Genomic DNA, 26,437 nt, shown 5'->3' with positions numbered 1-26,437 from the left:
TTGGCGACGTTCTGCAGCGAACACGAAACTGACAGTAACCCCAACGACCGTCTGCTTTCAGCAGTATGCGCCGAATAACAGAAGTTGTTCGCACGGCCGCACAGGAAGTGGTATAGCTGCCCATCTCCCCGGCCCATGCCGCGCGCATGGGTGACAACAGCGCGTGACCTGCGGCGCGTTGGGCCAAGGGCCGCGCCGGTCAGCCCTCGCCCGCCGTCTTGCGCGTGTGGAGCTGGCGCGCCACCTCCGCGATCGACCCCGAAAGCGAGGGGTACACGGTGAACGCGTTCGCGATCTGCTCGACCGTCAGATTGTTGTCGACCGCGATCGAGATGGGGTGGATCAGTTCCGAGGCGCGCGGTGCGACGACCACACCGCCGACCACGATGCCCGTACCCGGCCGGCAGAAGATCTTGACGAAGCCGTCGCGGATGCCCTGCATCTTCGCGCGCGGGTTGCGCAGCAGCGGGAGCTTGACGACGCGGGCGTCGATCTTGCCCGCGTCGACGTCGGCCTGGCTGTAGCCGACGGTGGCGATCTCCGGGTCGGTGAAGACGTTCGCCGAGACGGTCTTCAGGTTCAGCGGCGTCACCGCGTCGCCCAGGAAGTGGTACATCGCGATGCGCCCCTGCATGGCGGCGACGGAGGCGAGCGCGAAGACCCCGGTGACGTCACCGGCCGCGTAGACGCCCGGGGCGGACGTCCTGGAGACCTTGTCGGTCCAGATGTGCCCGGAGTCCTTGAGCTTGACCCCGGCCTCCTCCAGGCCCATGCCGCTGCTGTTGGGGATGGCGCCGACGGCCATCAGGCAGTGCGTGCCGGAGATGACGCGCCCGTCGGCCAGCGTGACCTCCACCCGGTCGCCCACGCGCTTGGCGGAGGCGGCGCGGGAGCGGGACATGACGTTCATGCCGCGGCGCCGGAAGACGTCCTCCAGGACGGCGGCGGCGTCGGGGTCCTCACCGGGCAGCACGCGGTCGCGGCTGGACACCAGGGTGACGTTCGAACCGAGCGCCTGGTAGGCGCCGGCGAACTCGGCGCCCGTGACGCCCGAACCGACCACGATGAGCTCCTCGGGCAGCTCGTCGAGGTCGTAGACCTGGGTCCAGTTCAGAATCCGCTCGCCGTCGGGCAGGGCGTCCGGGACCTCGCGCGGGTGGCCGCCGGTCGCGATGAGCACGGCGTCGGCGACGAGGGTCTCCTCGCTGCCGTCGGCGGCCCGCACGACGACCTTGCGGGAGCCGTCGGACTCCTGCTGGCCCTCCAGGCGGCCGCGGCCGCGCAGCACGCGTGCGCCCGCCCGCGTGACGGACGCGGTGATGTCGTGGGACTGCGCGAGCGCGAGGCGCTTCACCCGGCGGTTGACCTTGCCGAGGTCCACGCCGACCACGCGCGCGGGCGTGTCGATGTGCGGGGTGTCGTCCGCGACGATGATCCCCAGCTCCTCGTACGAGGAGTCGAAGGTGGTCATCACCTCGGCCGTCGCGATCAGGGTCTTCGACGGCACGCAGTCGGTGAGCACCGACGCCCCGCCCAGACCGTCGCAGTCGACGACGGTCACCTCCGCGCCGAGCTGGGCGGCCACCAGGGCCGCCTCGTATCCGCCGGGTCCGCCGCCAATGATCACGATCCGAGTCACGTCCTCCATTGTCCCGCACGCTCGCGGACGGGGACGCGCCGGGGCCACCGTCCGGGCGAGCCCCTCCCGCGCGGGCGGTACTCCCGCCGCGGGACCTGCGTCCTTGATTGCTGCCGTACCCTCGACCACATGTCGCTCTACGCCGCGTACGCCGGCAATCTGGATCCGCGGCTCATGTCACGCCGCGCCCCGCACTCACCGCTGCGCGCGACCGGCTGGCTGACCGGCTGGCGGCTCACCTTCGGCGGGGAGCACATGGGGTGGGAGGGTGCCCTCGCGACGATCGTCGAGGCACCCCGCTCACAGGTCTTCGTCAGCCTCTACGACATCGCACCCATGGACGAGGAGTCCATGGACCGGTGGGAGGGCGTGGGCCTGGACATCTACCGGCGCATGCGGGTCCGCGTGGACACCCTGGAGGGCAAGGAGTCCGCCTGGGTCTACGTCCTCAACGGCTACGAGGGCGGCCTTCCGTCGGCGCGCTACCTCGGTGAGCTGGCCGACGCGGCGGAGTCGGCCGGGGCGCCCCACGACTACGTGATGGAGCTGCGCAAGAGGCCCTGCTAGGGCGTGTTTCGAAATAGCGTCGTCCGCCCGCAGGGCGGGCCTGGCGGCGTCTGGTGCGTGCGATCGCAAGGCGGAGGGTCGCCCCGATACTGGTTGTATCGGGGCGATCCCGACAACGCGGCGAGCGTGCGTGCCAGGCGCCGCCAGGTAGACGGGACTTTCGAAACATGCCCCAGCGGCCTCGGCGGGTCCTTGTCGGAAACGACAAGACAACGATCGGAATCCCGTGACCATCGTCATCTACGCGCGTAGGCCTTGACCGGCTACTCTCGTCGGCGTGAACGCTTCAGTTATTCCGGACGACATCCAGGGCGACCCCTACGCCGCCGCCGACGCCGCCGCCGCGCGGCTGCGCGAGCTGACGGGCGCCGAGACCCACGACGTCGCCCTCGTGATGGGCTCCGGCTGGGCGCCGGCCGTCGACGCGCTGGGCGAGCCCGAGGCCGACTTCGCCGTCACCGAGCTGCCCGGCTTCCCGCCGCCGGCGGTCGAGGGGCACGGCGGGCGCATCCGCTCCTTCCAGATCGGCGACAAGCGCGCCCTGGTCTTCCTGGGCCGCACCCACTACTACGAGGGCCGCGGCGTGGCCGCCGTCTCGCACGGCGTGCGCACCGCGGTGGCCGCCGGCTGCAAGACGATCGTGCTGACCAACGGCTGCGGCGGTCTGCGCGAGGGCATGCGTCCCGGGCAGCCGGTGCTGATCAGCGACCACCTCAACCTCACGGCGACCTCCCCGATCGTCGGCGCGAACTTCGTCGACCTGACGGACCTGTACTCGCCCCGGCTGCGCACCCTGTGCAAGGAGATCGACCCCTCCCTGGAGGAGGGCGTCTACGCGCAGTTCCCCGGCCCGCACTACGAGACGCCGGCGGAGATCCGCATGGCCCGCGCGATCGGCGCGGACCTGGTGGGCATGTCCACCGTCCTGGAGGCCATCGCCGCGCGCGAGGCCGGGGCGGAGGTGCTGGGCATCTCCCTGGTCACGAACCTGGCCGCGGGCATGACGGGGGAGCCGCTGAACCACGAAGAGGTGCTTCAGGCGGGGCGGGACAGTGCTACGCGCATGGGTGAGCTGCTCGGCAAGGTCCTCAACCGGATCTGACGGGGGCGTCTTGGGCGACGTCTTTGTCGTTGCCCCGGGTCCCGGCTCGCTCTCCGGCGCTCCGCGCCGGGTCTCCCACCCACCCACCCGTTTACCCCGCACACACCGGCGAGGTAGGGGCGTTCGCCCCCGCGCGGGTGGGTGGGCGGGGCCGTTTGCCCCGTGCCAACCGGCGAGGTAGGGGCATGGCCCCTGCTCGGGTGGGCGGACGGAACCGTTTAACCCGTACCACCCGGCGGGGTGGGGGCGTGACCTCCGCGCGGGTGGGTGGGACCGTTTGCTCCGCCGACCCCCATCCCATCCCCAGGACACACCGCCGACCGCTACAGCGACCGCCGCAACGAGAGGCTGACGACCCCGTGCAGGACAACCCCGTGCAGGAAAACTCCGAACTCATCGCGCGAGCCCGGACCTGGCTGGCCGAGGACCCGGACCCCGAGACCCGCGACGAGCTGGCCAAGCTCATCGACGCGCAGGACACCACCGAGCTGACCGCACGTTTCGCCGGCACCCTCCAGTTCGGCACGGCGGGCCTGCGCGGCGAGCTGGGCGCGGGCCCGATGCGGATGAACCGCTCCGTGGTCATCCGCGCAGCCGCGGGCCTCGCCGCGTACCTGAAGGCCGAGGGCCACACGGACGGCCTGGTCGTCGTCGGCTACGACGCCCGCCACAAGTCCGCGGACTTCGCCCGCGACACCGCCGCCGTGATGACCGGCGCCGGCCTGCGCGCGGCCGTCCTGCCCCGCCCGCTGCCGACCCCGGTCCTGGCCTTCGCCATACGGCACCTCGGCGCGGTCGCGGGCGTGGAGGTCACCGCCAGCCACAACCCGCCGCGCGACAACGGCTACAAGGTCTACCTGGGCGACGGCTCGCAGATCGTGCCGCCCGCCGACGCGGAGATCGCCGCGCACATCGACGCGGTCGCGAGCCTGCACGACGTGCCCCGCCCGGAGTCCGGCTGGCAGACCCTCGCCGAGGACGTCCTGGAGGCCTACCTGGCCCGTACGGACGCCGTCCTGTCCCCGGAGTCCCCCCGCACCGCCCGCACCGTCTACACGGCGATGCACGGCGTCGGCAAGGAGACCCTCCTCGCCGCCTTCGACCGGGCGGGCTTCCCCGCCCCCACGCTCGTCGCCGAGCAGGCCGAGCCGGACCCGGACTTCCCGACGGTCGCGTTCCCGAACCCGGAGGAGCCGGGCGCGATGGACCTGGCCTTCGCGACGGCGGCCCGCACCACCCCCGCCCCGGACCTGATCATCGCCAACGACCCGGACGCGGACCGCTGCGCCGCGGCCGTGGTGGACGGCGGCGCGTGGCGGATGCTGCGGGGCGACGAGGTGGGCGCGCTGCTCGCCGCGCACCTCGTGAAGCGCGGCGCCCGCGGCACCTTCGCCGAGTCGATCGTCTCCTCCTCCCTCCTCGGCCGCATCGCCGAGAAGGCGGGCCTGCCGTACGAGGAGACGCTGACCGGCTTCAAGTGGATCGCCCGCGTCGAGGGCCTGCGCTACGGCTACGAGGAGGCGCTCGGCTACTGCGTGGACCCCGAGGGCGTACGCGACAAGGACGGCATCACCGCGGCCCTCCTCCTCACGGAGCTGGCGTCCGAGCTGAAGGAGGAGGGCCGCACCTTCCTCGACCTCCTGGACGACCTCGCCCTCCAGCACGGCCTGCACGCCACCGACCAGCTGTCGGTCCGCGTGGAGGACCTCTCCCTGATCGCGGACGCCATGCGCCGCCTGCGCGAGCAGCCGCCGGCCGCGCTCGCGGGCCTGCCCGTGACGAAGGCCGAGGACCTGACGCGGGGCACGGAGACGCTGCCGCCCACGGACGGCCTGCGCTACACGCTGGACGGCGCCCGCGTCATCGTGCGGCCGAGCGGCACGGAGCCGAAGCTCAAGTGCTACCTCGAAGTGGTGGTCCCGCTGTCGGCCACGTCCGAGCTGCCGGCGGCCCGCGCGCGGGCGGCGGAGCTGCTCGCCGCGATCAAGCGGGACCTGTCGGCGGCCGCGGGCATCTGACCCGGGACGGGTGGCTCCGCCCCGGGAGCCACCCGTCCGAGTGATTCCGCTCCCGCAGCTGCCGCAGCGGAACGCTGCGCCGCCGGTCCCCCAGGAAGGGAGGACCGGTAGCGCACGTTCACCTCCGGGAGCCGCCGCAGTGCCGTACGGACCGATTCCCTCGACCGCCGCTCCCTCCCGGGTCCCGGCGTCGCGGCGCCCCCCGGGTGCCGCGCGGCCGCTGCCGGGCCTGCGCCGGCGCGCGGCCCGTGCCCTGCGCCACGCCCTGCCCGCGCTCCTGGCGTACGCGGCGGTCCGCGGGCTCGGCCTGCTGGTCTTCGCGCCCTGGGCGCACAGCGAACGCCGGAGCGTGCGGCATCTGCTCATGGCGTCCTGGGACTGCGACTGGTACCTGCGGATCGCCTCGCAGGGGTACACGCAGACGCTGGGCAGCGCGTACGACGCGAACAACCTCGCGTTCTTCCCGCTCTACCCCCTGCTGATCAGGGCGGGCGACACCCTGGTCCCCGGCCTGCCGCGCGGCGCGGCCGGCCTCGGCGTGTCGCTGCTCTGCTCGTTCCTCGCGGCGTGGGGGATCTTCGCGGTGGGCGACCGGCTGTACGGCCGCCGCACGGGGGTCGTCCTCGCGTTCCTGTGGGGCAGCCTCCCGGTGGCCCTCGTGCAGTGGATGGGCTACACCGAGTCCCTGTTCACGGCCCTCACCGCGTGGTCGCTGTACGCGCTGCTGACCGGGCGCTGGCTGTGGGCGGGCTCCCTGGCCGCGCTGGCCGGCCTGACCCGGCCCACGGGCGTGGCGCTGGCGGCGGCGGTCTGCGTGACGGCGCTGCTCACCCTGCGGCGCGGGCTCTCGGCACGCCCGCTCCTGGGCGCCCTCCTGGCGCCCCTGGGCTGGCTCTCGTACGTCGCCTGGGTGGGCCTGCGTCTCGGCCGCTGGGACGGCTATTTCGCCGTACAGAAGCTGTGGCACAACAAGTGGGACGGCGGCGTGGAGACGGTCCGGCGCATGCAGGCGCTGTTCATGACCGAGCGGCCCGCGCTGTTCTACGCGATGGTGACGGCGGTGCTGCTCGGCGCGGTCGTGCTCTACGCGCTCGGCGTCGCCGACCGGCAGCCGCTCCCGCTGCTGGTCTTCACCGGCCTGCTCCTGCTGATCGTGGTCGGCAGCAGCGGCGTGTACTTCCCCCGGGCCCGCTTCCTGCTACCCGGCTTCCCCCTGCTGCTGCCGCTCGCCGCGGCCCTGGCACGGGCGCGGACGCCGGTCGCGGTGACGCTGCTGACGGCGGCGGCGTTCGCGTCGGCCGTGTGCGGCGGCCACATGCTCCTGGGGTGGCACGGCCCGCCGTAAGACACGCCGCGCCGGATCAGATCAGGTCGGTCAGGCCGCGCCGGATCAGATCAGGTTGGTCAGGTCGCGTCAGATGAGATGAGTCAGATCAGGTCAGATCGCGTCAGGTCACCGCGAGGAGCACCGCGAGCAGCACCGCTCCCGCCACGGCCGGCGCGAGGATCTCGTAGGCCCAGCGCACCTCGGCCTCACCCCGCGCGGACTCGGCGTCGGCCTGGCGCTCGGCCAGCTCGCGCAGGTCGTCCATGGCCAGGTCGCCGCCGGAGCGCGTGGGCGGGGCGGACGGGTCGAGGAAGGGGCGACCGCCCGTCGGGTCACCGGCCGCGGCGGCCTGGGACCGGCTGCGGGCGGCCTTCTTGCGGCCGCGCAGCGAGACGGGGATGGCCCACAGCTGGTACTTGGCGCCCGAGCGGGTCAGGACCTCGTTGGAGTAGCCGGAGCGCAGCGCCGCGACGGACGCCCACGGCAGCGTGATGGTCCGGAAGGGGTTGCGCACGCGCAGCCTGTCGTCGTTGGCGAACACGACGGGCCGCACGGTGTACGCGACGACCAGCGGCACCGCGAGGAGCAGCCCGGCGAGCGCGATCCAGGGGGTGCGGCCCTCGCCGCGGATGACGGCGTCGAGGCCGAGCCACAGCCCCAGGGCGAGCAGCAGGACGCCGCCGGCGATGCCGGCGGGGGACCGGAAGGCGCGGTCCTGGTACGCGGGCTCCGCCACGGGCTTCTGGGGGTCGCTCATACCCTGATTCTGCCTGACGCGCGGCGCGGGCCCCGCGGGCCCACCCCTGTACAGCAGCTACGCGCGTAGATATGCTCCCCTCGTGACCATGCCCACTGCATTCGCTGACGTGACCGCGTCCGACAGCACGCTCCGCCGCTTCCTCCACGGGCTGCCCGGCGTCGACGCGGTCGGCCTGGAGGCGCGCGCCGCCTCGCTCGGAACCCGTTCGATCAAGACCACGGCGAAGGCGTACGCCATCGACCTGGCCATCTCGATGATCGACCTGACGACGCTGGAGGGCGCCGACACGCCGGGCAAGGTCCGCGCGCTCGGCGCGAAGGCCGTCCATCCGGACCCGACGGACCGGGGGGCGCCGCGCACGGCGGCCGTCTGCGTCTATCCGGACATGGTCGCCACCGCCAAGGAGGCCGTCGCGGGCAGCGGCGTCAAGGTCGCCTCCGTCGCGACCGCCTTCCCGGCGGGCCGCGCCGCGATCGAGGTGAAGCTGGGCGACGTGCGCGAGGCCGTGGCCGCGGGCGCCGACGAGATCGACATGGTCATCGACCGCGGAGCCTTCCTCTCCGGGGACTACATGACGGTGTTCGAGCAGATCCGCGCCGTGAAGGAGGCCTGCGGCACCGCCCGCCTGAAGGTCATCTTCGAGACGGGCGAGCTGTCGACGTACGACAACATCAAGCGCGCCAGCTGGATCGGCATGATCGCGGGCGCCGACTTCATCAAGACCTCGACCGGCAAGGTCGGCGTCAACGCCACCCCGGCCAACACCCTCCTGATGCTGGAGGCCGTGCGCGACTTCCGCGCGCAGACCGGGGTGCAGATCGGGGTGAAGCCCGCGGGCGGCATCCGCTCCACCAAGGACGCGGTGAAGTTCCTCGTCCTGGTGAACGAGACGGCGGGCCCGGACTGGCTGGACAACCACTGGTTCCGCTTCGGCGCCTCGTCGCTCCTCAACGACCTGCTGATGCAGCGCCAGAAGCTGGCCACCGGCCGCTACTCCGGCCCCGACTACGTGACGGTGGACTGACCCATGACTTCCACTCCCTTCGAGTACGCACCCGCGCCCGAGTCCCGCTCGGTCGTCGACATCGCGCCGAGTTACGGCCTGTTCATCGACGGCGAGTTCGTGGAGGCCGCCGACGGCAAGGTCTTCAAGACGGTCTCCCCCGCCACCGAAGAGGTCCTCTCCGAGGTCGCGCAGGCCGGCTCCGAGGACGTCGACCGCGCCGTGAAGGCGGCCCGCAAGGCCTTCGAGAAGTGGTCCGCGCTGCCGGGCGCCGAGCGCGCCAAGTACCTCTTCCGCATCGCCCGGATCATCCAGGAGCGCAGCCGCGAGCTGGCCGTCCTGGAGACCCTGGACAACGGCAAGCCGATCAAGGAGACCCGCGACGCGGACCTCCCCCTGGTCGCCGCGCACTTCTTCTACTACGCGGGCTGGGCCGACAAGCTCGACCACGCGGGCTACGGACCGAACCCGGCGCCGCTGGGCGTCGCGGGCCAGGTCATCCCCTGGAACTTCCCGCTCCTGATGCTGGCGTGGAAGATCGCCCCGGCGCTCGCGACCGGCAACACCGTCGTCCTGAAGCCCGCCGAGACCACTCCGCTGAGCGCGCTGTTCTTCGCGGACATCTGCCGCCAGGCGGGCCTGCCCAAGGGCGTCGTCAACATCCTTCCCGGGTACGGCGACGCGGGCGCGGCCCTGACGGCGCACCCGGACGTGGACAAGGTCGCGTTCACGGGCTCCACGGCCGTCGGCAAGGCCATCGCCCGCCAGGTCGCGGGCACGGACAAGAAGGTCACGCTCGAACTGGGCGGCAAGGGCGCGAACATCGTCTTCGACGACGCCCCCATCGACCAGGCCGTCGAGGGCATCGTCACCGGCATCTTCTTCAACCAGGGCCAGGTCTGCTGCGCCGGGTCGCGCCTCCTCGTGCAGGAGTCGATCCAGGAGGAGCTGCTGGACTCGCTCAAGCGGCGGCTGTCCACCCTGCGCCTGGGCGACCCGCTCGACAAGAACACCGACATCGGCGCGATCAACTCCGCCGAGCAGCTGGCCCGCATCACCGCGCTCGCCGACACCGGTGAGGCGGAGGGCGCCGAGCGCTGGTCGCCCGCGTGCGAGCTGCCCTCGTCCGGCTACTGGTTCGCCCCGACGCTCTTCACGAACGTCACGCAGGCGCACACCATCGCCCGCGACGAGATCTTCGGCCCGGTCCTGTCGGTGCTGAGCTTCCGCACGCCGGACGAGGCCGTCGCCAAGGCCAACAACACCCAGTACGGGCTCTCCGCCGGCATCTGGACGGAGAAGGGCTCGCGCATCCTGGCGGTCGCGAACAAGCTCCGGGCGGGCGTCGTGTGGGCCAACACATTCAACAAGTTCGACCCGACCTCGCCGTTCGGCGGCTACAAGGAGTCGGGCTTCGGCCGCGAAGGCGGCCGCCACGGTCTGGAGGCGTACCTCGATGTCTGACGCGCGACTTGACGTCTTCAAGACCTACAAGCTGTACGTGGGGGGCAAGTTCCCCCGCAGCGAGAGCGGCCGGGTGTACGAAGTGACCGACGCAAAGGGCAAGTGGCTGGCGAACGCGCCCCTCTCCTCCCGCAAGGACGCCCGGGACGCGGTCGTCGCGGCGCGCAAGGCGTTCGGCGGCTGGTCGGGCGCGACCGCGTACAACCGCGGCCAGGTCCTCTACCGCATCGCCGAGATGCTTGAGGGGCGCCGCGAGCAGTTCGTCCGCGAGGTCGCGGACGCGGAGGGCCTGTCGAAGTCCAAGGCCGCCGCCGTCGTGGACGCCGCGGTCGACCGCTGGGTCTGGTACGCGGGCTGGACCGACAAGATCGGCCAGGTCGTGGGCGGGGCGAACCCGGTCGCGGGCCCGTACTTCAACCTCTCGACGCCCGAGCCGACCGGTGTGGTCGCCGTCCTCGCGCCGCAGGACTCGTCCTTCCTCGGCCTCGTCTCGGTCCTCGCCCCGGTGATCGCCACGGGCAACACCGCCGTCGTGATCGCCGCCGAGCAGGCGCCGCTCCCGGCGCTCTCGCTGGGCGAGGTCCTCGCGACCTCCGACGTGCCCGGCGGCGTGGTCAACATCCTCACCGGCGGGACCGCCGAGATCGCGGCGCCGCTCGCCGCGCACCAGGACGTCAACGCGATCGACCTGACGGGCGCGGACGCCGATCTGGCCCGCGAGCTGCAGATCGCGGCGGCGGACAACCTCAAGCGCGTCCTGCGTCCACAGCCTGTGGACACGGACTGGACCGCCGACCCCGGCACGCGCCGCCTGACGGCCTTCCTGGAGACCAAGACGGTCTGGCACCCCACGGGCTCCCTGGGCGCCTCGGGCTCGGCCTACTAGCCGCCCGTCCCGCACCCGACGAGGCCCCGGTTTCCTCCGTCCAGGAGGCCGGGGCCTCTTCGTGCCATCGTCGTGCCACCGCCCCAGGTCGCGGCCTAGCCGGGCAGCAGGCCCGCCGCGTGGCCGACCAGTGGGAGGTCGGCCGCCGACGCGCCCTGGGCGAGCGGGCCGGTGGCGACAGCCGTGGTGACCGGCTTGAAGTCCCCGATCTGGGTGCCGAGGGAGTTGTCGAGCGGGTCGACGCCGGTGCCCGCGAGCGGGTCGAGCTGGAGGTTCTTGGCCGGTGCGAGGCCGCCCGCCGTCGCGTCGCGCACCGCCCCGGTGAGGGCCCCCACCGCCGAGGCGCCGTCGAGGTCGCCGAGCGGCGTGGGGATCCCGGCCGCGCGCGCCGCCTGGACGGGCTCGGCCGCACTCGCGCCCGCGCCCCCGGCGCCCAGCGCCGCGCCCGCCGCGCCGATGACCAGCCCGGCGCGCACCAGCGCCCGGGAGCCGGCGCGCAGAGACCTGGATGCCGCGTGTCGTGTCATGAGTACCGCCCATATCCGTGCGTCGTCAGTAATCGCGCGAGCACGTAGCGTAGTTGACAGGTGACGTGGCCGCCAATGCCGACCCGCGGGGGCGGTCGCGGGGCGCGATGCCGCACACTGTTCTCTCGTGACTTCCCATCCGCCGATACCCACCCGCGTCGTGCTGCTCTGCGGCCCCTCGGGCTCGGGCAAGTCGTCCTTCGCCGCCCGCTCGGGACTGCCCGTCCTGTGTCTGGACGACTTCTACAAAGAAGGCGACGACCCTACGTTGCCGCAGGTCCCCGGCAGTTCGGACATCGACTGGGACTCCCCCGCGTCCTGGGACGCGGACGTGGCGGTCGCCGCCATCGAGGAGCTGTGCCGCACCGGCCGCACCCGCGTCCCGGTGTACGACATCTCGACCAGCGCGCGGGTGGGCCAGGAGGACCTGGAGATCGAGCGCACGCCCGTGTTCATCGCGGAGGGGATCTTCGCGGCGGACATCGTGGAGCGGTGCCGGGAGATCGGCGTGCTCGCCGACGCGATCTGTCTGCGGGGGCGGCCCGCCACCACGTTCCGGCGGCGGCTTGTCCGGGATCTGCGGGAGGGGCGCAAGTCCGTGCCGTTTCTCCTTCGGAGGGGGTGGCGGCTCATGCGGGCGGAGCGGGCGATTGTGGCGCGGCAGGCCGCGCTCGGGGCGTATCCCTGCGGGGGGCAGGAAGCGGTGGGGCGGGTTGCCGCCGCGGCTGTTTCTGTGCCGGGGGGTCTGGACCGCCGCTTCGCGGCGGATTCTCTCCCACCCACCCGCCCGTTTGCCCCGCGTTGAGCCCGTACCGGACGAGCAGTTCGTTTGCCCCGCGTTGAGCCCGTACCGAACAAGCAGTTCGTTTGCCGGGTAAACAGAAGGACCGGAAAGGCCCCCCCGGCCTTCCGGTCCCGCTGTTTCCCCCGTGCCCCCGTGCTTCCGCCGCTTCCCCCCGGAGCGGCGGCCCCCGTTCCCCCCCAATCCTCAGGCGACCAACTCGCCGAAGGACTCCTCCTGGTCGCGGCCAAAGCTGAGGACCTCGTCCTCGCGCAGCCGGCGCAGGGAGCGCCAGATGCTGGACTTGACCGTGCCCACGCTGATGTCGAGGATGTCCGCGATCTCCGGGTCGGTGCGGCCCTCGTAGTAGCGAAGGACCAGCATCGTGCGCTGGAGTTCGGGCAGCCGGGCCAGGGCCTGCCACAGGACCGCGCGCAGCTCGGTGCCGCGCATCGCGTCCGTGTCGCCCACCGTCTCCGGCAGCTCCTCGGTCGGGTACTCGTTCAGCTTGCGGCGGCGCCACGCGCTGATGTGCAGGTTGGTCATGGTGCGGCGGAGGTAGCCCCCGACCGCCGCCTTGTCGCTGATCCTGTCCCAGGCCCGGTACGTCGAGAAGAGGGCGCTCTGCAGCAGGTCCTCGGCCTCGAAGCGGTCCCCGGTCAGGTGGTAGGCCGTCGCGTACAGGGAGGCGCGGCGCTCCTGGACGTAGGCGGTGAACTCCGCCTCCGACAAGGTCTTCCGCTCCCCCGAGCCCTCCCCGCACACGCTTGTCCCGCGCGGCGCGTCAACCACCGTCATGTACGTGGTGTGCTGACGCCCGGCGCCGCGAGCGCACCCCCGCCCGCTCACGGCACCGGACTTCTCAGAGCCCCGCCCGACGTCGTGGAGACGCGTGACAACTGCGCTTGAGCTGGTGCTGTGCAGCGTGTTCATCTCGCGCCCCCCGTCGGTGGAGTCCGGCTTGTTCCGTCTGGCTTCTGTACTTCTTGCGTGTGACCAGAACTCTGCCGGACCCACTTCATGACGGTGTCCGCCGACTGTCACAGGCCTGTCACAGGGCGCGGGGTCTCTCCTTCCGCGCGTGAGGGTGCGGTGAGGGAGCACGCCAACAGTCGAACTGGGGCCGAGCATGGGACAGAATGACCTCCGTGCCTTCCCTGTTGCTGATCGAGGACGATGACGCCATCCGGACGGCCCTGGAGCTCTCGCTGACGCGCCAGGGGCACCGGGTGGCCACTGCTGCCACCGGCGAGGACGGCCTGAAACTGCTCGGTGAGCAGCGGCCCGACCTGATCGTGCTGGACGTGATGCTGCCGGGCATCGACGGGTTCGAGGTGTGCCGCCGCATCCGGCGCACCGACCAGCTGCCGATCATCCTGCTGACGGCGCGCAGCGATGACATCGACGTGGTCGTGGGCCTGGAGTCCGGCGCCGACGACTACGTGGTCAAGCCCGTGCAGGGGCGGGTCCTGGACGCCCGGATCCGGGCCGTGCTGCGGCGCGGCGAGCGGGAGGCCAACGACGCGGCGACGTTCGGTTCGCTCGTCATCGACCGGGCCGCGATGACCGTGACGAAGAACGGCGAGGACCTCCAGCTCACGCCGACCGAGCTGCGGCTGCTCCTGGAGCTGAGCCGCAGGCCGGGGCAGGCCCTGTCGCGGCAGCAGTTGCTGCGCCTGGTGTGGGAGCACGACTACCTCGGCGACTCGCGGCTGGTCGACGCGTGTGTGCAGCGGCTGCGCGCCAAGGTCGAGGACGTCCCGTCCTCGCCGACGCTGATCCGCACGGTGCGCGGGGTCGGATACCGGCTGGACTCGCCTCAGTGACCACACCGCACGACGAGCTCCGCGGGCTGCCCGCGGCGCGCAAGGCCCTGCTGGCGGGGTGGCGCTTCACGAGTCTGCGGCTGCGGCTCGTGGTGGTGTTCGGCCTCGTCGCGCTCACCGCCGCCGTCACCGCGTCCGGCATCGCGTACTGGCTCAACCGCGAGGCCGTGCTGACGCGCGCCCAGGACGCGGCGCTCAAGGACTTCCGGCAGCAGATGCAGACCCGCGCGGGCGCGCTGCGGGCCGACGCCACCCAGGAGGAACTGCAGACGGCGGCCGGACAGATGGCCAACAGCGGCCAGCGCTACAGCGTGCTCCTGGTCGCGGAGAAGAAGGGCGGCGGCCGGATCGTCGGCTACTCCGACCTGGACGCGTTCACCCTCGCCAAGGTGCCGCACCCGCTGCGGCAGGCCGTGGCCAAGAAACAGGAGCTGACCTCCGGCAACGACAGCCCCTACCACCTGTACTGGCAGCGGACCGTGGACCACGGTACGCCGTACCTGGTGGGTGGGGCCACGGTGATCGGCGGCGGCCCGACCGGTTACATGCTCAAGTCTTTGGAGCCCGAGGCGAAGGACCTCAGCTCGCTCGGCTGGTCGCTGGCCATCGCCACGGCCCTCGCGCTGATCGGCTCGGCGCTGCTCGCGCAGGCCGCCGCCACGACCGTACTCAAGCCCGTGCACCGCCTCGGTGTCGCCGCGCGCAGGCTCGGGGAGGGCAAGCTCGACACCCGGCTGCGGGTGTCCGGCACCGATGAACTGGCCGATCTGTCGCGGACGTTCAACCGGACGGCCGAGAACCTGGAGAAGAAGGTCGCCGACATGAGCGCCCGCGACGAGGCGTCCCGGCGCTTCGTCGCCGACATGTCGCACGAGCTGCGGACGCCGTTGACGGCGATCACCGCGGTGACCGAGGTCCTGGAGGAGGAGCTGGACGCGCAGACCGGTTCCGTCGACCCGATGATCGAGCCCGCGGTGCGGCTCGTGGTGAGCGAGACGCGGCGCCTGAACGACCTCGTGGAGAACCTCATGGAGGTCACCCGCTTCGACGCGGGCACCGCGCGCCTCGTCCTGGACGACGTCGACATCGCCGACCAGATCACCGCGTGCATCGACGCCCGCGCCTGGCTGGACGCGGTGGAGCTGGACGCCGAGCGCGGCATCACCGCCCGGCTCGACCCGCGCCGCCTGGACGTCATCCTGGCCAACCTGATCGGCAACGCCCTCAAGCACGGCGGTTCCCCGGTGGAGGTGGCGGTGCGCCTGGAGGACCAGAAGCTCGTCATCTCCGTACGCGACCACGGGCCGGGCATCCCGCAGGACGTGCTGCCGCACGTCTTCGACCGCTTCTACAAGGCGAGCGCGTCCCGGCCCCGGTCCGAGGGCAGCGGCCTCGGCCTGTCCATCGCCCTGGAGAACGCGCACATCCACGGCGGTGACATCTCCGCGGCCAACTGCCCCGACGGCGGCGCCGTCTTCACGCTGTGGCTGCCGTGCGAGAGCGAGAGCGAGACCGGCTGCGGGGGCGCCGGCGAGGCAGCCGAGGGAGGCCAGGCATGACCGGTCGCAGGACGCGGGCGGCGGTGGCCGCCGTCGCGCTCGCCGCGGCGCTCGCGGGGTGCGGGATCAGGTCGACGGAGGTGCCCACCGACTTCGGGCCCGCGCCGTCGCGGGTGCCGTGCGTGATGTCGGGCCCCGACATCGCCTCGCAGTCGAGCGGCGGGGTGCCCGTGCAGGTCTTCCTGGTGTGCGCGGCGCAGCTGGTGTCCGTCGACCGGACGGTGCGCGTGCCGCAGGACAAGGCCGACACGGCGGCCACGGACCGGGTGCGCATCGCGCAGGCCCTCCTGGACGAGCTGGCCGTCTCCCCCTCGCAGGCCGAGAAGCAGGCGGGTCTCGCCACGGACGTGCGGGGCGGGACGCGGGTCCTCGGCCCCGCCGAGGGCGACCCCGAGGAGGCGCTGCGCTTCAGTACGCCGCCGGAGAACCTGTCCGCCTTCGCGCTCGCCCAGATCGTGTGCACGCTGGCCGACAGCGCCGCGGCGGCGGACGGGCCCTCGGTCGTGATGGGCGGCCCCGGGCACGGCCCGCCGCGGCGTTACACGTGCACCCCGGAGGTCCGCTCCCGGCCCGGCACGGTGGCGCCGCCCACCAAGACCCTGGAGTAACCGGCGCGCCGGTACGCGGAACCGATCCTGCCGCCTGAGGCGTCTTGGGGGGCGTGCGTCAAGGCTCGGGCGGCCGTACTGCCGCCATCCGCTTCCGTGCGGCAGGGGGATTCCTCCTCGTCGCACATCTTCTGCTCGTCGGATGGATCACGCTGCGTCCGCTGAACGTGCCCTGGGTGAGCGCCGCGAACCTGCGGCCGCTGGCCGGGATCAAGGCGGATCTGGCGCTCGGCGGCCTCCAGGCGGCCCGCCGGCTCGGTGAGGCGGTGCTGCTGCTCGCCCCGCTCGGGGTGCTGCTGCCCCTGGCCGGCGGGCGGCTCGTCGTCTCGCCGTGGGGTTCGCTGGTGCGCACGGTCGCCGCGGGGGCGCTGCTCTCGCTCGGCATCGAGCTGTTGCAGACCGGTGTGCCGGGGCAGGTCGTCGACATCGACTCGCTGCTCCTGAACACCCTCGGGGTCGCCGTCGCGCATGTCGCCGTGGTGCCCTGCGCCCGGGCGTGGCTGCGCCGCCGGACGGATCCCGCGCATGTCACGGCCCTCCTGCGGGAGGAGGCGTCTCAGGGGTCGACCCCGACGATTCCCAGGGTCGGGATCGCACCGTAGAGCGATGTTTTGGGGTACTTGGCAACCGTAGCTTCGAGGTATCGGGGTACACAGAGAGCCTCGGTCCCGACGGTTTGTGAAGGAGCCCGACATGAGTGCCCTTGCCCGCCCCACCCACGGCCGGATGATCGGCGGCGTGTGCGCCTCCCTGGCCCGGCGATTCGGCATGTCCGCGGCCAAGATGCGGGTGATCTTCGTGGTCTCCTGCCTGCTGCCGGGCCCGCAGTTCCTGCTCTACATCGCCCTGTGGATCCTGCTGCCCTCCGAGGACAAGGTCCGCCAGGCCTGGTGACGCGCGCGAAGGGCGCCCCTCCTGCCGGGAGGGGCGCCCTTCGGTGCGTCGCGCGGGGCGGGGGCTCAGCCGAGCGGCAGGCCGTTGAGGCCGGTGCCGCCGAGGGGCACGCCGCCGAGCAGGCCGGAGAGCGGGGAGGCGGGGCCGCCGGGGCCCTTGCCGTGGGGCGCCAGGCTCTGGGGGGCGGCCTTGTCGAGGGCGGGCTGCGTGGCGGTCAGGCCGCCCGCGACGGCGTTCTGGGCGGCGGCCAGGGACTGGGGGGCGCCGGCGGGGAGCGTCTTGGCGGCCTGCTCCAACGGAAGGACCGAGCTGACCGGACCCAGGGCCGAGGTCGCGTCCGGGAGACCGGCGGCGGCGCTCGCGGCGCCGGCACCGGCGGCGGCGATGGCGGCACCGAGCGCGGCGACACCGAGGGTCTTGGCGGCAGACTGCTTCATCTTGAATGCGTCCTTGCGAATTCGATGACGGGGATCTGCGGGGTTCAACGACCGCGCGCGGCCCGGATCACGGGCAGGGGACCGCGAAAAGCGGCCGGGTGACACGCACCCGGCCGCCCTATCGTCGCGACAGACGCGAAAAGGCCCGCTAACCCGCCACAGACGCGCTGGTCGGGACGGTCTGGCGGAACAGCCATTCGGACTTCAGCTCGGCGTAACCGGGCTTGATCACCTCGCTGATCATGGCGAGGCGTTCATCGAAAGGAATGAACGCTGATTTCATCGCATTGACTGTGAACCACTGCATGTCGTCGAGCGTGTAGCCGAAGGTGTCGACCAGGTGCTCGAATTCGCGGCTCATGCTGGTGCCCGACATCAGGCGGTTGTCGGTGTTCACCGTGGCCCGGAAATGCAGCTTCCGCAGCAGTCCGATGGGGTGCTCGGCGTAGGAGCTTGCGGCGGCCGTCTGGAGGTTGGACGTCGGGCACAGCTCCAGCGGGATGCGCTTGTCCCGTACGTAGGAGGCGAGGCGGCCGAGCTTGACGGTGCCGTCGTCGGCGATCTCGATGTCGTCGATGATCCGCACGCCGTGGCCCAGGCGGTCGGCGCCGCACCACTGGAGGGCCTGCCAGATCGAGGGCAGGCCGAAGGCCTCGCCCGCGTGGATCGTGAAGTGGTTGTTCTCCCGCTTGAGGAACTCGAAGGCGTCCAGGTGGCGGGTGGGAGGGAAGCCCGCCTCGGCGCCCGCGATGTCGAAGCCGACGACCCCGAGGTCGCGGTAGCGGTTGGCCAGCTCGGCGATCTCCAGCGCGCGGGCGGCGTGCCGCATGGCGGTCAGCAGGGCGCCGACGCGGATGCGGTGGCCGTTGTCCTTCGCCCGGCGCTCGCCCTCGCGGAAGCCCTCGTTGACCGCCTCGACGACCTCTTCGAGGGTGAGGCCGGCCTCCAGGTGCTGCTCGGGGGCGTAGCGGATCTCGGCGTAGACCACGCCGTCCTCGGCGAGGTCCTCGGCGCACTCGGCGGCCACGCGCCGCAGGGCGTCCTTGGTCTGCATCACCGCGCAGGTGTGGGCGAAGGTCTCCAGGTAGCGCTCCAGGGAGCCGGAGTCGGCCGCCTCGCGGAACCAGATCCCGAGCTTGTCGGGGTCGGTCTCGGGCAGGCCCTCGTACCCGCAGGCGCGGGCGAGGTCGACGACCGTGCCGGGGCGCAGGCCGCCGTCGAGGTGGTCGTGGAGGAGCACCTTGGGGGCGCGGCGGATCTGTTCGGCGCTGGGCGTTTCGCGGTCCGTGTGACCGCCCTTGATGGTCTGGCTCGTCATTTCGGCACTCTAACGCCTACGCGCGTAGAACTCACTGGTCGATACGTAACAGTGACCCTGCGGACGGGTGGCGTACACCGGGCCTTCTGACACTGTTCTGTCATGGCACACCAAGGGACGGCGCGGTCCGCGGACGCGCCGCGGCTCGGGCGCGCGATCGGCACGGCACCTTCCGCGGTGGGCGGCGCGGTGCTGCTGCTGCCCGGCGGCTGCGAGACCTCCACCCGCAGACCGTCGCCGCTCGCGGCGGGCGCCGTGCGCGCGCTCGGGCGCCGCCTCGCGCGGGACGGGCGCGCGGCGGGCCTCGCCACGCATGTCGTGCGCTACCGCTGCCGGGGCTGGAACGGCGTGCGGGCCCAGCCGGCCGAGGACGCCGCCTGGGCCGCGGACGAGATCGTACGGCGGTACGGCGACGTCCCCGTCTGTCTCGCCGGGGTGGACATGGGCGGCCGGGCCGCGCTGCGCGCGGCGGGGCACCCGGCGGTCAACTCCGTGCTGGCGCTGGCCCCTTGGCTGCCCGAGGACGATGTGGCGGCGCCGCCGGAGCCGGTGCGGCAGCTCGCGGGGCGGCAGGTTCTGATCGTGCACGGCACGAACGACGAGCGGACCGACCCCGAGCTGTCGTTCCGGCTCGCGGCGCGGGCGAAGAAGGCCAACCGTGACGTGTGCCGGTTCGAGGTGCACTCCGACGGGCACCGGCTGCAGCAGCATCACGCGGAGGTCCTGGCGCTGGCCTCCGACTTCGTACGGGGCGCGCTCTTCGGGGAGGACTTCGCGCGGCCCCTGCGGGACGCCCTCGCGGCGCCGCCGCCCCTGGGGTTGCGGATGCCGCTCGCCTCGGGGTTCGGACGGTCGCTGCGGCGGTGAGCCCGCGGGTGTGAGGTGCGGTCGATCGCCGGCTCCGCCGGGTTCGTCCTCAAGCGCCGGACAGGCTGTGACCCACTTCCGGCAGCAGTTTTCCCTTTCTGCTCAGCAGGAACTGCTTGAACGCCGCCACCGGCGGTGTGTCCGGGTGGCCGTCCAGCCAGGCCACGCCGATCTCCCGGACCGCCCGCTGGCCGGTCACCGTCAGCTCCACCACTCCGGGGCGGGGCACGGCGGGCGGCGGCAGCAGGGCGACGCCGAGGCCGGCCGCGACGAGGCCGCGCAGGGTCTCCGCCTCCTCGCCCTCGAAGGCCACGCGAGGCTTGAAGCCCGCTTCCTGGCAGAGGTCGTCCGTGATGCGGCGCAGGCCGTAGCCGGGCTCCAGGGTCACGAAGGCCTCGTCGGCGGCCTCGGCCAGACGCACGCGCTTGCGCGCCGCGAGGCGGTGGTCGTCGGGGACGACCAGGCGCAGCCGCTGCTCGTCGAGGCGGCGGGCGACCAGGTCCGGGGCGTCGGGCACGGGCGAGGTGAGGCAGAGGTCCAGCTCCCCCGCCCGCAGGCGCTCCAGCATCGCCTCGCCGTAGTTCTGCACGAGGCTGAAGCGCACCCTCGGGTGGTCCGCGCGGAAGGCGCGGATCAGGCCGGGCACGGTCTCCGAGCCCATGGTGTGCAGGAACCCGAAGGCGACCTTGCCCGAGGCCGGGTCGGCGTCGGCGCGCACCGACTCGGCGGCGCGCTCCACCTCGCCGAGCGCCCGCTCGACCGAGGCGAGGAAGGCGCGGCCGGAAGGGGTGAGCGAGACGGTGCGGCCCCGGCGGGCGAACAGGTCGACGCCGAGGTCGCGTTCGAGCCTCACGAGGGCGCGGGAGAGCGTCGACTGGGGGATCTGCATCTCCTGCGCGGCGCGGGTGACGTGCTCGGTGCGGGCGACGCCCGCGAAGTACGCGAGACGCGGCGCGAGCAGCGTCACGATGTCCTCCACGTCACTGTCGCGTGACAGGCGCTGCTGTGACCTCTGCTGATGCGGCATGGGAACGATTATGGCGATTCCATGCATTGGACGCATCAAAATGCGGGTCGTACGTTCATGGCATGCCTCCCGCCAGTAGCGGGGCGTCCGCCCTCCACGCGGACGCCCTCACCCCGTCGTCCCCCGCCGCCGATTCCCGACTGTTCCCGGGCGGTCCCGGCTACCGCCGGATGAGCTTCGCCCTCTTCCTCGCGGGCGTCGCCACCTTCGCCCTCCTCTACTCCACGCAGGCCCTGCTCCCCCTGCTCTCCGCCGACTTCGGCGCGAGCGCGAGCACGGCGAGCTGGACGGTCTCGGCGGCCACGGGCGCACTGGCTCTCCTCGTCCTGCCGCTGAGCGCGCTCAGCGAGCGCTTCGGGCGGCGCACGATGATGACCGCGTCGCTGGGCGTCGCGGTGGCGGTCGCGCTCCTGGTCCCCTTGGCCCCGTCGGTCGAGGTGCTCATCGCGCTGCGGGCCGTGCAGGGCGCGGCCCTCGCGGGGCTCCCGGCGTCCGCGATGGCGTTCCTGGCCGAGGAGGTGCGGCCCAAGGCGCTGGTCGGCGCGATCGGCATGTTCGTGGCGGGCAACTCCATCGGCGGGATGAGCGGCCGCATCGTCACCGGCTGGGTCGCGCAGGCCTGGGGCTGGCGTGCGGCGCTGGCCGTGGTGGGCGTCGTGGCGGTGCTCTGCGCGGTGGCCTTCCGCGCGCTGCTGCCCGCGCCGAGGCACTTCACACCGGGCTCGCCGACCCCCGGGTCGCTGGCGCGGACGGTCCGCACCCATCTGTCGGACCCGCTGCTGTGCAGGCTGTATGCGATCGGGGCGCTGTTCATGACCGTGTTCGGCGCGGTCTACACGGTGATCGGCTACCGGCTCACCGAGGCGCCGTTCTCGCTCCCCCAGGGTGTCATCGGCTCGATCTTCCTGGTCTACCTCGTCGGCACAATCTCCTCGGCGGCCGCCGGGAAGCTGGTGGCCCGGCTCGGGCGGCGCGGGGCGCTGTACCTGGCGGTGGGCACCACGGCGGGCGGGCTGCTGATGTCCCTGTCCTCGTCGCTGGTCCTGGTGCTGCTGGGACTCGTGCTGATCACCGCCGGGTTCTTCGCGGGGCACGCGGTGGCGTCCTCCTCGGTGAGCCGTACGGCCACCACGGGCCGCGCGCAGGCCTCCGCGCTCTACCAGTCGGCGTACTACCTGGGCTCCAGCGCGGGCGGCACGCTCGGCGCCGTCGCCTTCCACTCGGGCGGCTGGGCGGGGACCGTCGTGCTCGGGCTGTTCGCGGTGCTCGGCGTCGTGTCGGTCACCGTGTGGGGCTCGCACGCGGCGCGGGCGGAGCGCCGGCGCGGCCTCGTCGCCCGCTCCTGCTGATTCCACCTGCGGGTTTTCTCACTCCGCGGGCCGTTGTCAGTGGGCTGCGGTAGCTTCCGTTGTGTCGGGCCTCGAAGTGGTCCGGCGCCGGTAGCCGCAGGGGTGGGTGGGGATGGGCGACATCGCAGGGACGACGACCGATCTGGACGTCACGCTGGAGAAGTACCGGGTCGAACTGACCGGGTACTGCTATCGGATGCTCGGTTCCGCGTTCGAGGCCGAGGACGCCGTGCAGGACACGATGGTCCGCGCCTGGCGCAGCTTCGAGAAGTTCGAGGGCCGCTCCAGCGTCCGCTCCTGGCTGTACCGCATCGCGACGAACGTCTGCCTGGACATGCTGAACGCCGGCAACCGCCGCGCCCGTCCCATGGACCTGACGGCCGCCGCCCCGCTGGCCCAGGCGGCGCTCACCCCCCGCCCGGACAACACCTGGCTGGAGCCGATGCCGGACGCCCGTGTGCTGCCCACGCCCAGCGACCCCGCCGAGGCCGCCGTCGCCAAGGAGTCGGTGCGCCTGGCGTTCGTCGCCGCCCTGCAGAGCCTGCCGCCCAAGCAGCGCGCGGTGCTGATCCTGCGGGAGGTCCTCGCCTGGAAGGCCAGTGAGGTCGCCGAGCTGATCGACACCTCGGTCGCCTCGGTGAACAGCGCGCTCCAGCGGGCCCGCGCCACGCTCGCGGAGCGGCCGCAGGACGACACGGCCGTCTCCGATCCGCTGGACGAGGAGCAGCAGAAGCTCCTGGAGCGCTATGTCGCCGCCTTCGAGGGGTACGACATGGTGGCGCTGACCGCGCTGCTCGCCGAGGACGCCGTCATGACGATGCCGCCGTTCGACCTGTGGCTGCGGGGCACGGCGGACATCACCGGCTTCATGGCCACGATGGGCGCCAGCTGTGCCGACGGCCGCCTGATCCCGGTGGACGTGAACGGCTCGCCGGGCTTCGCCCAGTACAAGCCCGACCCGGACAACGGCGGCTTCATGCCGTGGTCGATCCAGGTCATCGAGATCTCACAGGGCCGTATCGCCGGCTTCCACTGCTTCCTGGACACCGAGCGGTGGTTCCCGCTGTTCGGGGTGCCCTCGCATCTCGACGGCTAGCCCGAGCAGTTCGGCCAGGCCGACGAGCCCGAGGAGGGACAGCAGCGCGGGGGCGGGGTTCCGCAGGCGGACCCGGGCCCCGGCCCTGCGGGCGGCGAGGTGCAGCCGGGCGAGGGCGTCGACGGTGGCGAGGTCGGCGGTGGTGACGCCGGAGACATCGCAGACGACGTCCCTGCTCGCGCCGTCGCCCGGCCCGTGCCGGGCGGCGGCGACCCGCTCGCACAGGGACGGGACGTCGGCCGGGCGCAGGGGGCCCGTGACATGGATGAGGTTCGCTTCGGAATCGGCCACGCAGGGTGGACCGGCGCGGCGGACGGAACTCATCGGTCCCCGCCCCCGCGATGGGCATGCCCGCGTCAGTCCCCGGGGAACGCGCTGGTGTCGATCGGCAGGCCGAATGGGGCGGGCAGCTTGATGCTCTCGCCGAACTTGCAGGCGCTCAGGAGGCGGTAGACGCCGCCTCGGGGCTCGCCGTAGAGGGTGACGGTGGGGCCGCCGGGGGCCCAGCGGTCGATGAGGAGGTAGAGGGGGATGCCGGCGGCGGCGTAGGCGGCGGGCTTGCTGACGCGGTCGTGGCGGGCGTTGGAGGGGGACGTCACCTCGACCACCAGTTCGGCGGCGCCGGCCGGAACGTACGTCTCCGGCCCGTCGATGTCGGCCAGCGGGACCACGACCAGGTCGGGGACGAACATGCCGGCTTTCGACGGCACCGCGAGGGACAGCGTCTGGTAGACGCCCCAGTCATCCGGAAGCACGGAGTACAGCAGGCGGTGCACTTTCTCCGCGATGAGATTGTGGTAATTGGCAGGACTGGGCGACACGGTGATGACCCCTTCGATGATCTCCACCTTGCTGCCCTCGGGCCACTCCATCTCCTCCCAGAGCCGGACGAGGTCGTCCCAGTCCTGGCCGGATCCGTGGCCCACGGTGAGTGCGCTCATGGCGGTCTCCTCTATCGGTGCGTCACCGATCCCAGCATGCCGAACGGGACCGGCGGCGGTCCACCGATCCCGTTCACCCGTACGAGTAAGCCCTGGCCAGAGCGGCGCGGGCCCAGCTGTCAGCCGATCCGGTCCAGCACGATCGGCGGCGCCGAGAAGTCCGTCCCCGGGGCGGCGATGTCGTACGCCCCTTCCACCGACTCCAGCGCGTACGCGAACCGCTCCGGGGTGTCCGTGTGCAGGGTCATCAGGGGTGCGCCCGCCTCGACGGAGTCGCCCGGCTTGGCGTGCAGCTCGACGCCCGCGCCGGCCTGGACGACGTCCTCCTTGCGGGCGCGGCCGGCGCCCAGGCGCCAGGCGGCGACGCCGACGTCGTACGCGTCGAGCCGGGTCAGGACGCCGGACGTCGGGGCCTTGACCACGTGCGTCTCGCGGGCCACCGGCAGCTCCGCGTCGGGGTCGCCGCCCTGGGCCGCGATCATCCGGCGCCACACGTCCATCGCCGAGCCGTCGGCCAGCGCCTTCGCCGGGTCGGCGTCCTTCAGGCCGGCCGCGTCCAGCATCTCGCGGGCGAGGGCCAGGGTCAGCTCGACGACGTCCGCCGGGCCGCCGCCCGCGAGGACCTCCACGGACTCGCGGACCTCGAGGGCGTTGCCCGCCGTCAGGCCGAGCGGGGTCGACATGTCGGTGAGCAGGGCGACGGTGCGCACGCCGCTGTCGGTGCCGAGCCCGACCATCGTGGACGCCAGCTCCCGCGCGTCCTCGATGTTCTTCATGAAGGCGCCGGTGCCGACCTTCACGTCCAGGACGAGCGAGCCCGTGCCCTCGGCGATCTTCTTCGACATGATGGACGAGGCGATCAGCGGGATGGCCTCCACCGTGCCGGTGACGTCGCGCAGGGCGTAGAGCTTCTTGTCGGCGGGGGCGAGGCCGTCGCCCGCCGCGCAGATGACCGAGCCGACGGAGTCGAGGACGTGCAGCATCTCCTCGTTGGAGAGCAGCGCGCGCCAGCCGGGGATGGCCTCCAGCTTGTCCAGGGTGCCACCGGTGTGGCCGAGGCCCCGGCCGGACAGCTGCGGGACGGCCGCGCCGCACGCGGCGACCAGCGGGGCGAGCGGCAGCGTGATCTTGTCGCCGACACCGCCCGTGGAGTGCTTGTCGGCGGTCGGGCGGGAGAGCGAGGAGAAGTCCATGCGCTCGCCGGACGCGATCATCGCGGCGGTCCAGCGGGCGATCTCCGCGCGGTTCATGCCGTTGAGGAGGATCGCCATCGCCAGGGCCGACATCTGCTCGTCGGCGACCGCGCCGCGGGTGTACGCGTCGATGACCCAGTCGATCTGTTCGTCGCTCAGCTCGCCCCGGTCGCGCTTGGTGCGGATGACGGAGATGACGTCCATGGCGGTCCTTCCAGCAGTACAGCGGCGTACGTAGACAGGGAGCCGACTCTACGCGCATAGAGCCGTCAGCTGAAGGTGGCCCCGCGGCCAAGATCGGGGCCGAGGGTCAGCTCGCCACGGTGGCGTCGGCCGGGGCGAGCATGCCCAACTGGTACGTCAGGATGGCGGCACGGACACGGTTGGGTGTGCCGAGTTTGAGGTAGATGGCCCTTGTGTGGTCCTTCACCGTCGCCGCACTGAGGTGTAGGCGCAGGGCGATCTCCGTGTTGGAGAGGCCCTCCGCCAGCAGGGCGCAGACCTCGATCTCCCTCGGCGTCAGGGTTCCGGCACGCTCGCGGATCGCGGGCGCGATTCCTCCCCGGTTGAGCAGACTGACGACCGTCGGCGACGCCGGGTTCGCCAGCACCTGGCCACCGGTGGCAGCGACGCGTATGGCACTCACGAGCATCTCCGGGGTGGAGTCCTGCTCAAGAACCCCGGAGGCGCCCTTCATCAGGGCGTCCGCTGTGAGGGAATCGTCGAGACGGCTGGCGAGCAGGACGACCTTGGGCGGAGTGCGGATGCTGTGCAGCACGTCGATGGACGACAGGGTCCGGGCGCGTGACGCGTGGTCGCCGAGGACAACGACTTCCGGTCGGTGACGTTCAACCGTCTCGGCCACGTCGGATCTTTGGCACGTCGCCACCACCCCGATGTTGAGTTCGTCCCCAAGAACGTTGCGCAACCCTGCTCGTAGCAGCGCTTGATCGTGCGCAATCACCACGTTGATCACGGATCCCCCTCATTCGCGAGAAACACGAGGTCAGCCGTGTCCTCGCCACTTAGCCTGCCCTTGATCAATCAGCAAATCAAGTTGAGCCAACCTTTCCCCCGAGGGCCGTAATGGTCTATTCCATTCGTGCCATGGGGAGGGGGAGACCCCCTCCAATCGGAGGGGTTGGCACCAGCCCGGCAGTGGATGTGTGCGCGTTCCCCCAGGCCTGATCATGTGTGCCGGAACCCGATTCACAAGGAACATCTGGGGGGAATACGTGCGTTCCGGAC

27 protein-coding genes are annotated in these 26,437 nt (G+C 72.3%); 16 read left to right on the top strand and 11 right to left on the bottom strand.

All coding sequences use genetic code 11. From position 1 onward, the window contains the following. Positions 1-199: 199 nt before the first annotated feature. A complete protein-coding gene (locus tag ACZ516_RS31155) occupies positions 200-1,648 on the bottom strand; it encodes an NAD(P)H-quinone dehydrogenase (protein ID WP_358589827.1) in 1,449 nt (482 codons plus the stop codon). A gap of 120 nt (positions 1,649-1,768) precedes the next feature. Here ACZ516_RS31155 and ACZ516_RS31150 point away from each other — a divergent pair, with 120 nt between their 5' ends. The 4 genes from ACZ516_RS31150 (at position 1,769) to ACZ516_RS31135 (ending at position 6,671) form a co-directional block, all read left to right on the top strand. Beyond that, complete coding sequence (locus tag ACZ516_RS31150; RefSeq protein WP_361077513.1) at positions 1,769-2,206, top strand: gamma-glutamylcyclotransferase family protein; 438 nt, start codon at positions 1,769-1,771, stop codon at positions 2,204-2,206. Between the two features lie 277 nt (positions 2,207-2,483). Next, positions 2,484-3,308, top strand: coding sequence for a purine-nucleoside phosphorylase (locus tag ACZ516_RS31145; protein WP_361077516.1), 825 nt, complete (start codon positions 2,484-2,486; stop codon positions 3,306-3,308). Between the two features lie 374 nt (positions 3,309-3,682). Continuing rightward, positions 3,683-5,326, top strand: coding sequence for a phospho-sugar mutase (locus ACZ516_RS31140; RefSeq protein ID WP_469012921.1), 1,644 nt, complete (start codon positions 3,683-3,685; stop codon positions 5,324-5,326). A 139-nt stretch (positions 5,327-5,465) separates the two neighbouring features. Next, positions 5,466-6,671 carry a glycosyltransferase family 39 protein gene (locus tag ACZ516_RS31135; protein WP_469012919.1) on the top strand — a complete coding sequence of 402 codons (1,206 nt, stop codon included), beginning with the start codon at positions 5,466-5,468 and terminating at the stop codon, positions 6,669-6,671. A 103-nt stretch (positions 6,672-6,774) separates the two neighbouring features. Here ACZ516_RS31135 and ACZ516_RS31130 read toward each other — a convergent pair whose 3' ends face one another. Then, positions 6,775-7,410, bottom strand: coding sequence for a PH domain-containing protein (locus tag ACZ516_RS31130; RefSeq protein ID WP_358912050.1), 636 nt, complete (start codon positions 7,408-7,410; stop codon positions 6,775-6,777). Between the two features lie 88 nt (positions 7,411-7,498). Here ACZ516_RS31130 and deoC point away from each other — a divergent pair, with 88 nt between their 5' ends. The 3 genes from deoC to ACZ516_RS31115 are packed head-to-tail and all read left to right on the top strand — an operon-like array spanning position 7,499 to position 10,766. Further along, positions 7,499-8,437, top strand: coding sequence for a deoxyribose-phosphate aldolase (gene deoC / locus ACZ516_RS31125; protein ID WP_358585340.1), 939 nt, complete (start codon positions 7,499-7,501; stop codon positions 8,435-8,437). Between the two features lie 3 nt (positions 8,438-8,440). Then, the gene (locus tag ACZ516_RS31120; protein ID WP_469012915.1) at positions 8,441-9,880 is read left to right on the top strand and encodes an aldehyde dehydrogenase family protein; all 1,440 of its coding nucleotides are present in this window, start codon (positions 8,441-8,443) and stop codon (positions 9,878-9,880) included. Next, on the top strand, positions 9,873-10,766 hold the full coding sequence (locus ACZ516_RS31115; protein WP_358699725.1) for an aldehyde dehydrogenase family protein: 894 nt from the start codon (positions 9,873-9,875) through the stop codon (positions 10,764-10,766). Before ACZ516_RS31120 ends, ACZ516_RS31115 begins: the two co-directional genes overlap by 8 nt. A 95-nt stretch (positions 10,767-10,861) precedes the next feature. Here the strand turns inward: ACZ516_RS31115 and ACZ516_RS31110 are convergent, their stop codons facing one another. Next, positions 10,862-11,293 (bottom strand): hypothetical protein, encoded by a 432-nt coding sequence (locus ACZ516_RS31110; protein WP_469012912.1) that lies wholly within the window; start codon positions 11,291-11,293, stop codon positions 10,862-10,864. A gap of 127 nt (positions 11,294-11,420) precedes the next feature. Between ACZ516_RS31110 and ACZ516_RS31105 the strand changes: the two genes are divergently transcribed. Then, positions 11,421-12,098 carry a uridine kinase family protein gene (locus tag ACZ516_RS31105; protein ID WP_361077532.1) on the top strand — a complete coding sequence of 226 codons (678 nt, stop codon included), beginning with the start codon at positions 11,421-11,423 and terminating at the stop codon, positions 12,096-12,098. A gap of 183 nt (positions 12,099-12,281) precedes the next feature. Here the strand turns inward: ACZ516_RS31105 and ACZ516_RS31100 are convergent, their stop codons facing one another. Then, positions 12,282-13,007: a SigE family RNA polymerase sigma factor gene (locus ACZ516_RS31100; protein WP_358585330.1), complete on the bottom strand. Its 726-nt coding sequence runs from the start codon at positions 13,005-13,007 to the stop codon at positions 12,282-12,284. Between the two features lie 215 nt (positions 13,008-13,222). On the opposite strand from ACZ516_RS31100, the gene afsQ1 reads away from it, so the two are divergent. The 5 genes from afsQ1 (at position 13,223) to ACZ516_RS31075 (ending at position 16,961) form a co-directional block, all read left to right on the top strand. Next, positions 13,223-13,900 carry a two-component system response regulator AfsQ1 gene (gene afsQ1 / locus ACZ516_RS31095; RefSeq protein ID WP_358585328.1) on the top strand — a complete coding sequence of 226 codons (678 nt, stop codon included), beginning with the start codon at positions 13,223-13,225 and terminating at the stop codon, positions 13,898-13,900. After that, a complete protein-coding gene (locus ACZ516_RS31090; protein WP_361077535.1) occupies positions 13,897-15,459 on the top strand; it encodes a HAMP domain-containing sensor histidine kinase in 1,563 nt (520 codons plus the stop codon). Before afsQ1 ends, ACZ516_RS31090 begins: the two co-directional genes overlap by 4 nt. Continuing rightward, positions 15,456-16,067 (top strand): hypothetical protein, encoded by a 612-nt coding sequence (locus ACZ516_RS31085; protein ID WP_358585324.1) that lies wholly within the window; start codon positions 15,456-15,458, stop codon positions 16,065-16,067. Before ACZ516_RS31090 ends, ACZ516_RS31085 begins: the two co-directional genes overlap by 4 nt. A 53-nt stretch (positions 16,068-16,120) precedes the next feature. After that, positions 16,121-16,669, top strand: coding sequence for a VanZ family protein (locus ACZ516_RS31080; protein ID WP_469012909.1), 549 nt, complete (start codon positions 16,121-16,123; stop codon positions 16,667-16,669). A 91-nt stretch (positions 16,670-16,760) separates the two neighbouring features. Next, the gene (locus ACZ516_RS31075) at positions 16,761-16,961 is read left to right on the top strand and encodes a PspC domain-containing protein (RefSeq protein ID WP_358698992.1); all 201 of its coding nucleotides are present in this window, start codon (positions 16,761-16,763) and stop codon (positions 16,959-16,961) included. Positions 16,962-17,026: 65 nt separating this feature from the next. Here ACZ516_RS31075 and ACZ516_RS31070 read toward each other — a convergent pair whose 3' ends face one another. Together ACZ516_RS31070 and ACZ516_RS31065 are read right to left on the bottom strand one after the other, a co-directional pair. After that, positions 17,027-17,398 (bottom strand): ATP-binding protein, encoded by a 372-nt coding sequence (locus ACZ516_RS31070; RefSeq protein ID WP_361077539.1) that lies wholly within the window; start codon positions 17,396-17,398, stop codon positions 17,027-17,029. 148 nt (positions 17,399-17,546) lie between these two features. After that, on the bottom strand, positions 17,547-18,716 hold the full coding sequence (locus ACZ516_RS31065) for an adenosine deaminase (RefSeq protein WP_469012907.1): 1,170 nt from the start codon (positions 18,714-18,716) through the stop codon (positions 17,547-17,549). A gap of 102 nt (positions 18,717-18,818) precedes the next feature. Between ACZ516_RS31065 and ACZ516_RS31060 the strand changes: the two genes are divergently transcribed. After that, entirely contained in the window at positions 18,819-19,583 is a 765-nt protein-coding gene (locus ACZ516_RS31060; protein ID WP_361077542.1) for an alpha/beta hydrolase, read from the top strand. Between the two features lie 49 nt (positions 19,584-19,632). Here ACZ516_RS31060 and ACZ516_RS31055 read toward each other — a convergent pair whose 3' ends face one another. Continuing rightward, positions 19,633-20,610 carry a LysR family transcriptional regulator gene (locus ACZ516_RS31055; RefSeq protein WP_361077545.1) on the bottom strand — a complete coding sequence of 326 codons (978 nt, stop codon included), beginning with the start codon at positions 20,608-20,610 and terminating at the stop codon, positions 19,633-19,635. A 62-nt stretch (positions 20,611-20,672) separates the two neighbouring features. On the opposite strand from ACZ516_RS31055, the gene ACZ516_RS31050 reads away from it, so the two are divergent. Further along, positions 20,673-21,959: an MFS transporter gene (locus tag ACZ516_RS31050; protein ID WP_361077548.1), complete on the top strand. Its 1,287-nt coding sequence runs from the start codon at positions 20,673-20,675 to the stop codon at positions 21,957-21,959. 112 nt (positions 21,960-22,071) lie between these two features. Continuing rightward, on the top strand, positions 22,072-23,055 hold the full coding sequence (locus ACZ516_RS31045; RefSeq protein ID WP_469012904.1) for a sigma-70 family RNA polymerase sigma factor: 984 nt from the start codon (positions 22,072-22,074) through the stop codon (positions 23,053-23,055). Here ACZ516_RS31045 and ACZ516_RS31040 read toward each other — a convergent pair. The 4 genes from ACZ516_RS31040 to ACZ516_RS31025 form a co-directional block, all read right to left on the bottom strand. Further along, positions 22,966-23,346: an STAS domain-containing protein gene (locus tag ACZ516_RS31040; RefSeq protein WP_469012902.1), complete on the bottom strand. Its 381-nt coding sequence runs from the start codon at positions 23,344-23,346 to the stop codon at positions 22,966-22,968. The genes ACZ516_RS31045 and ACZ516_RS31040 overlap by 90 nt on opposite strands. A 65-nt stretch (positions 23,347-23,411) precedes the next feature. Further along, positions 23,412-23,996, bottom strand: coding sequence for a Uma2 family endonuclease (locus ACZ516_RS31035; RefSeq protein ID WP_469012900.1), 585 nt, complete (start codon positions 23,994-23,996; stop codon positions 23,412-23,414). 119 nt (positions 23,997-24,115) lie between these two features. Further along, entirely contained in the window at positions 24,116-25,393 is a 1,278-nt protein-coding gene (locus ACZ516_RS31030) for a thymidine phosphorylase (protein ID WP_358585304.1), read from the bottom strand. Between the two features lie 106 nt (positions 25,394-25,499). Continuing rightward, complete coding sequence (locus ACZ516_RS31025) at positions 25,500-26,165, bottom strand: response regulator transcription factor (protein WP_361077562.1); 666 nt, start codon at positions 26,163-26,165, stop codon at positions 25,500-25,502. Between the last annotated feature and the right edge of the window lie 272 nt (positions 26,166-26,437).

The sequence above is a fragment of the Streptomyces sp. NPDC034037 genome (genome assembly GCF_055575715.1).
The sequence above is the reverse complement of the archived record's forward strand: the minus strand, read 5'-3'. Positions and strand labels throughout refer to the sequence as shown.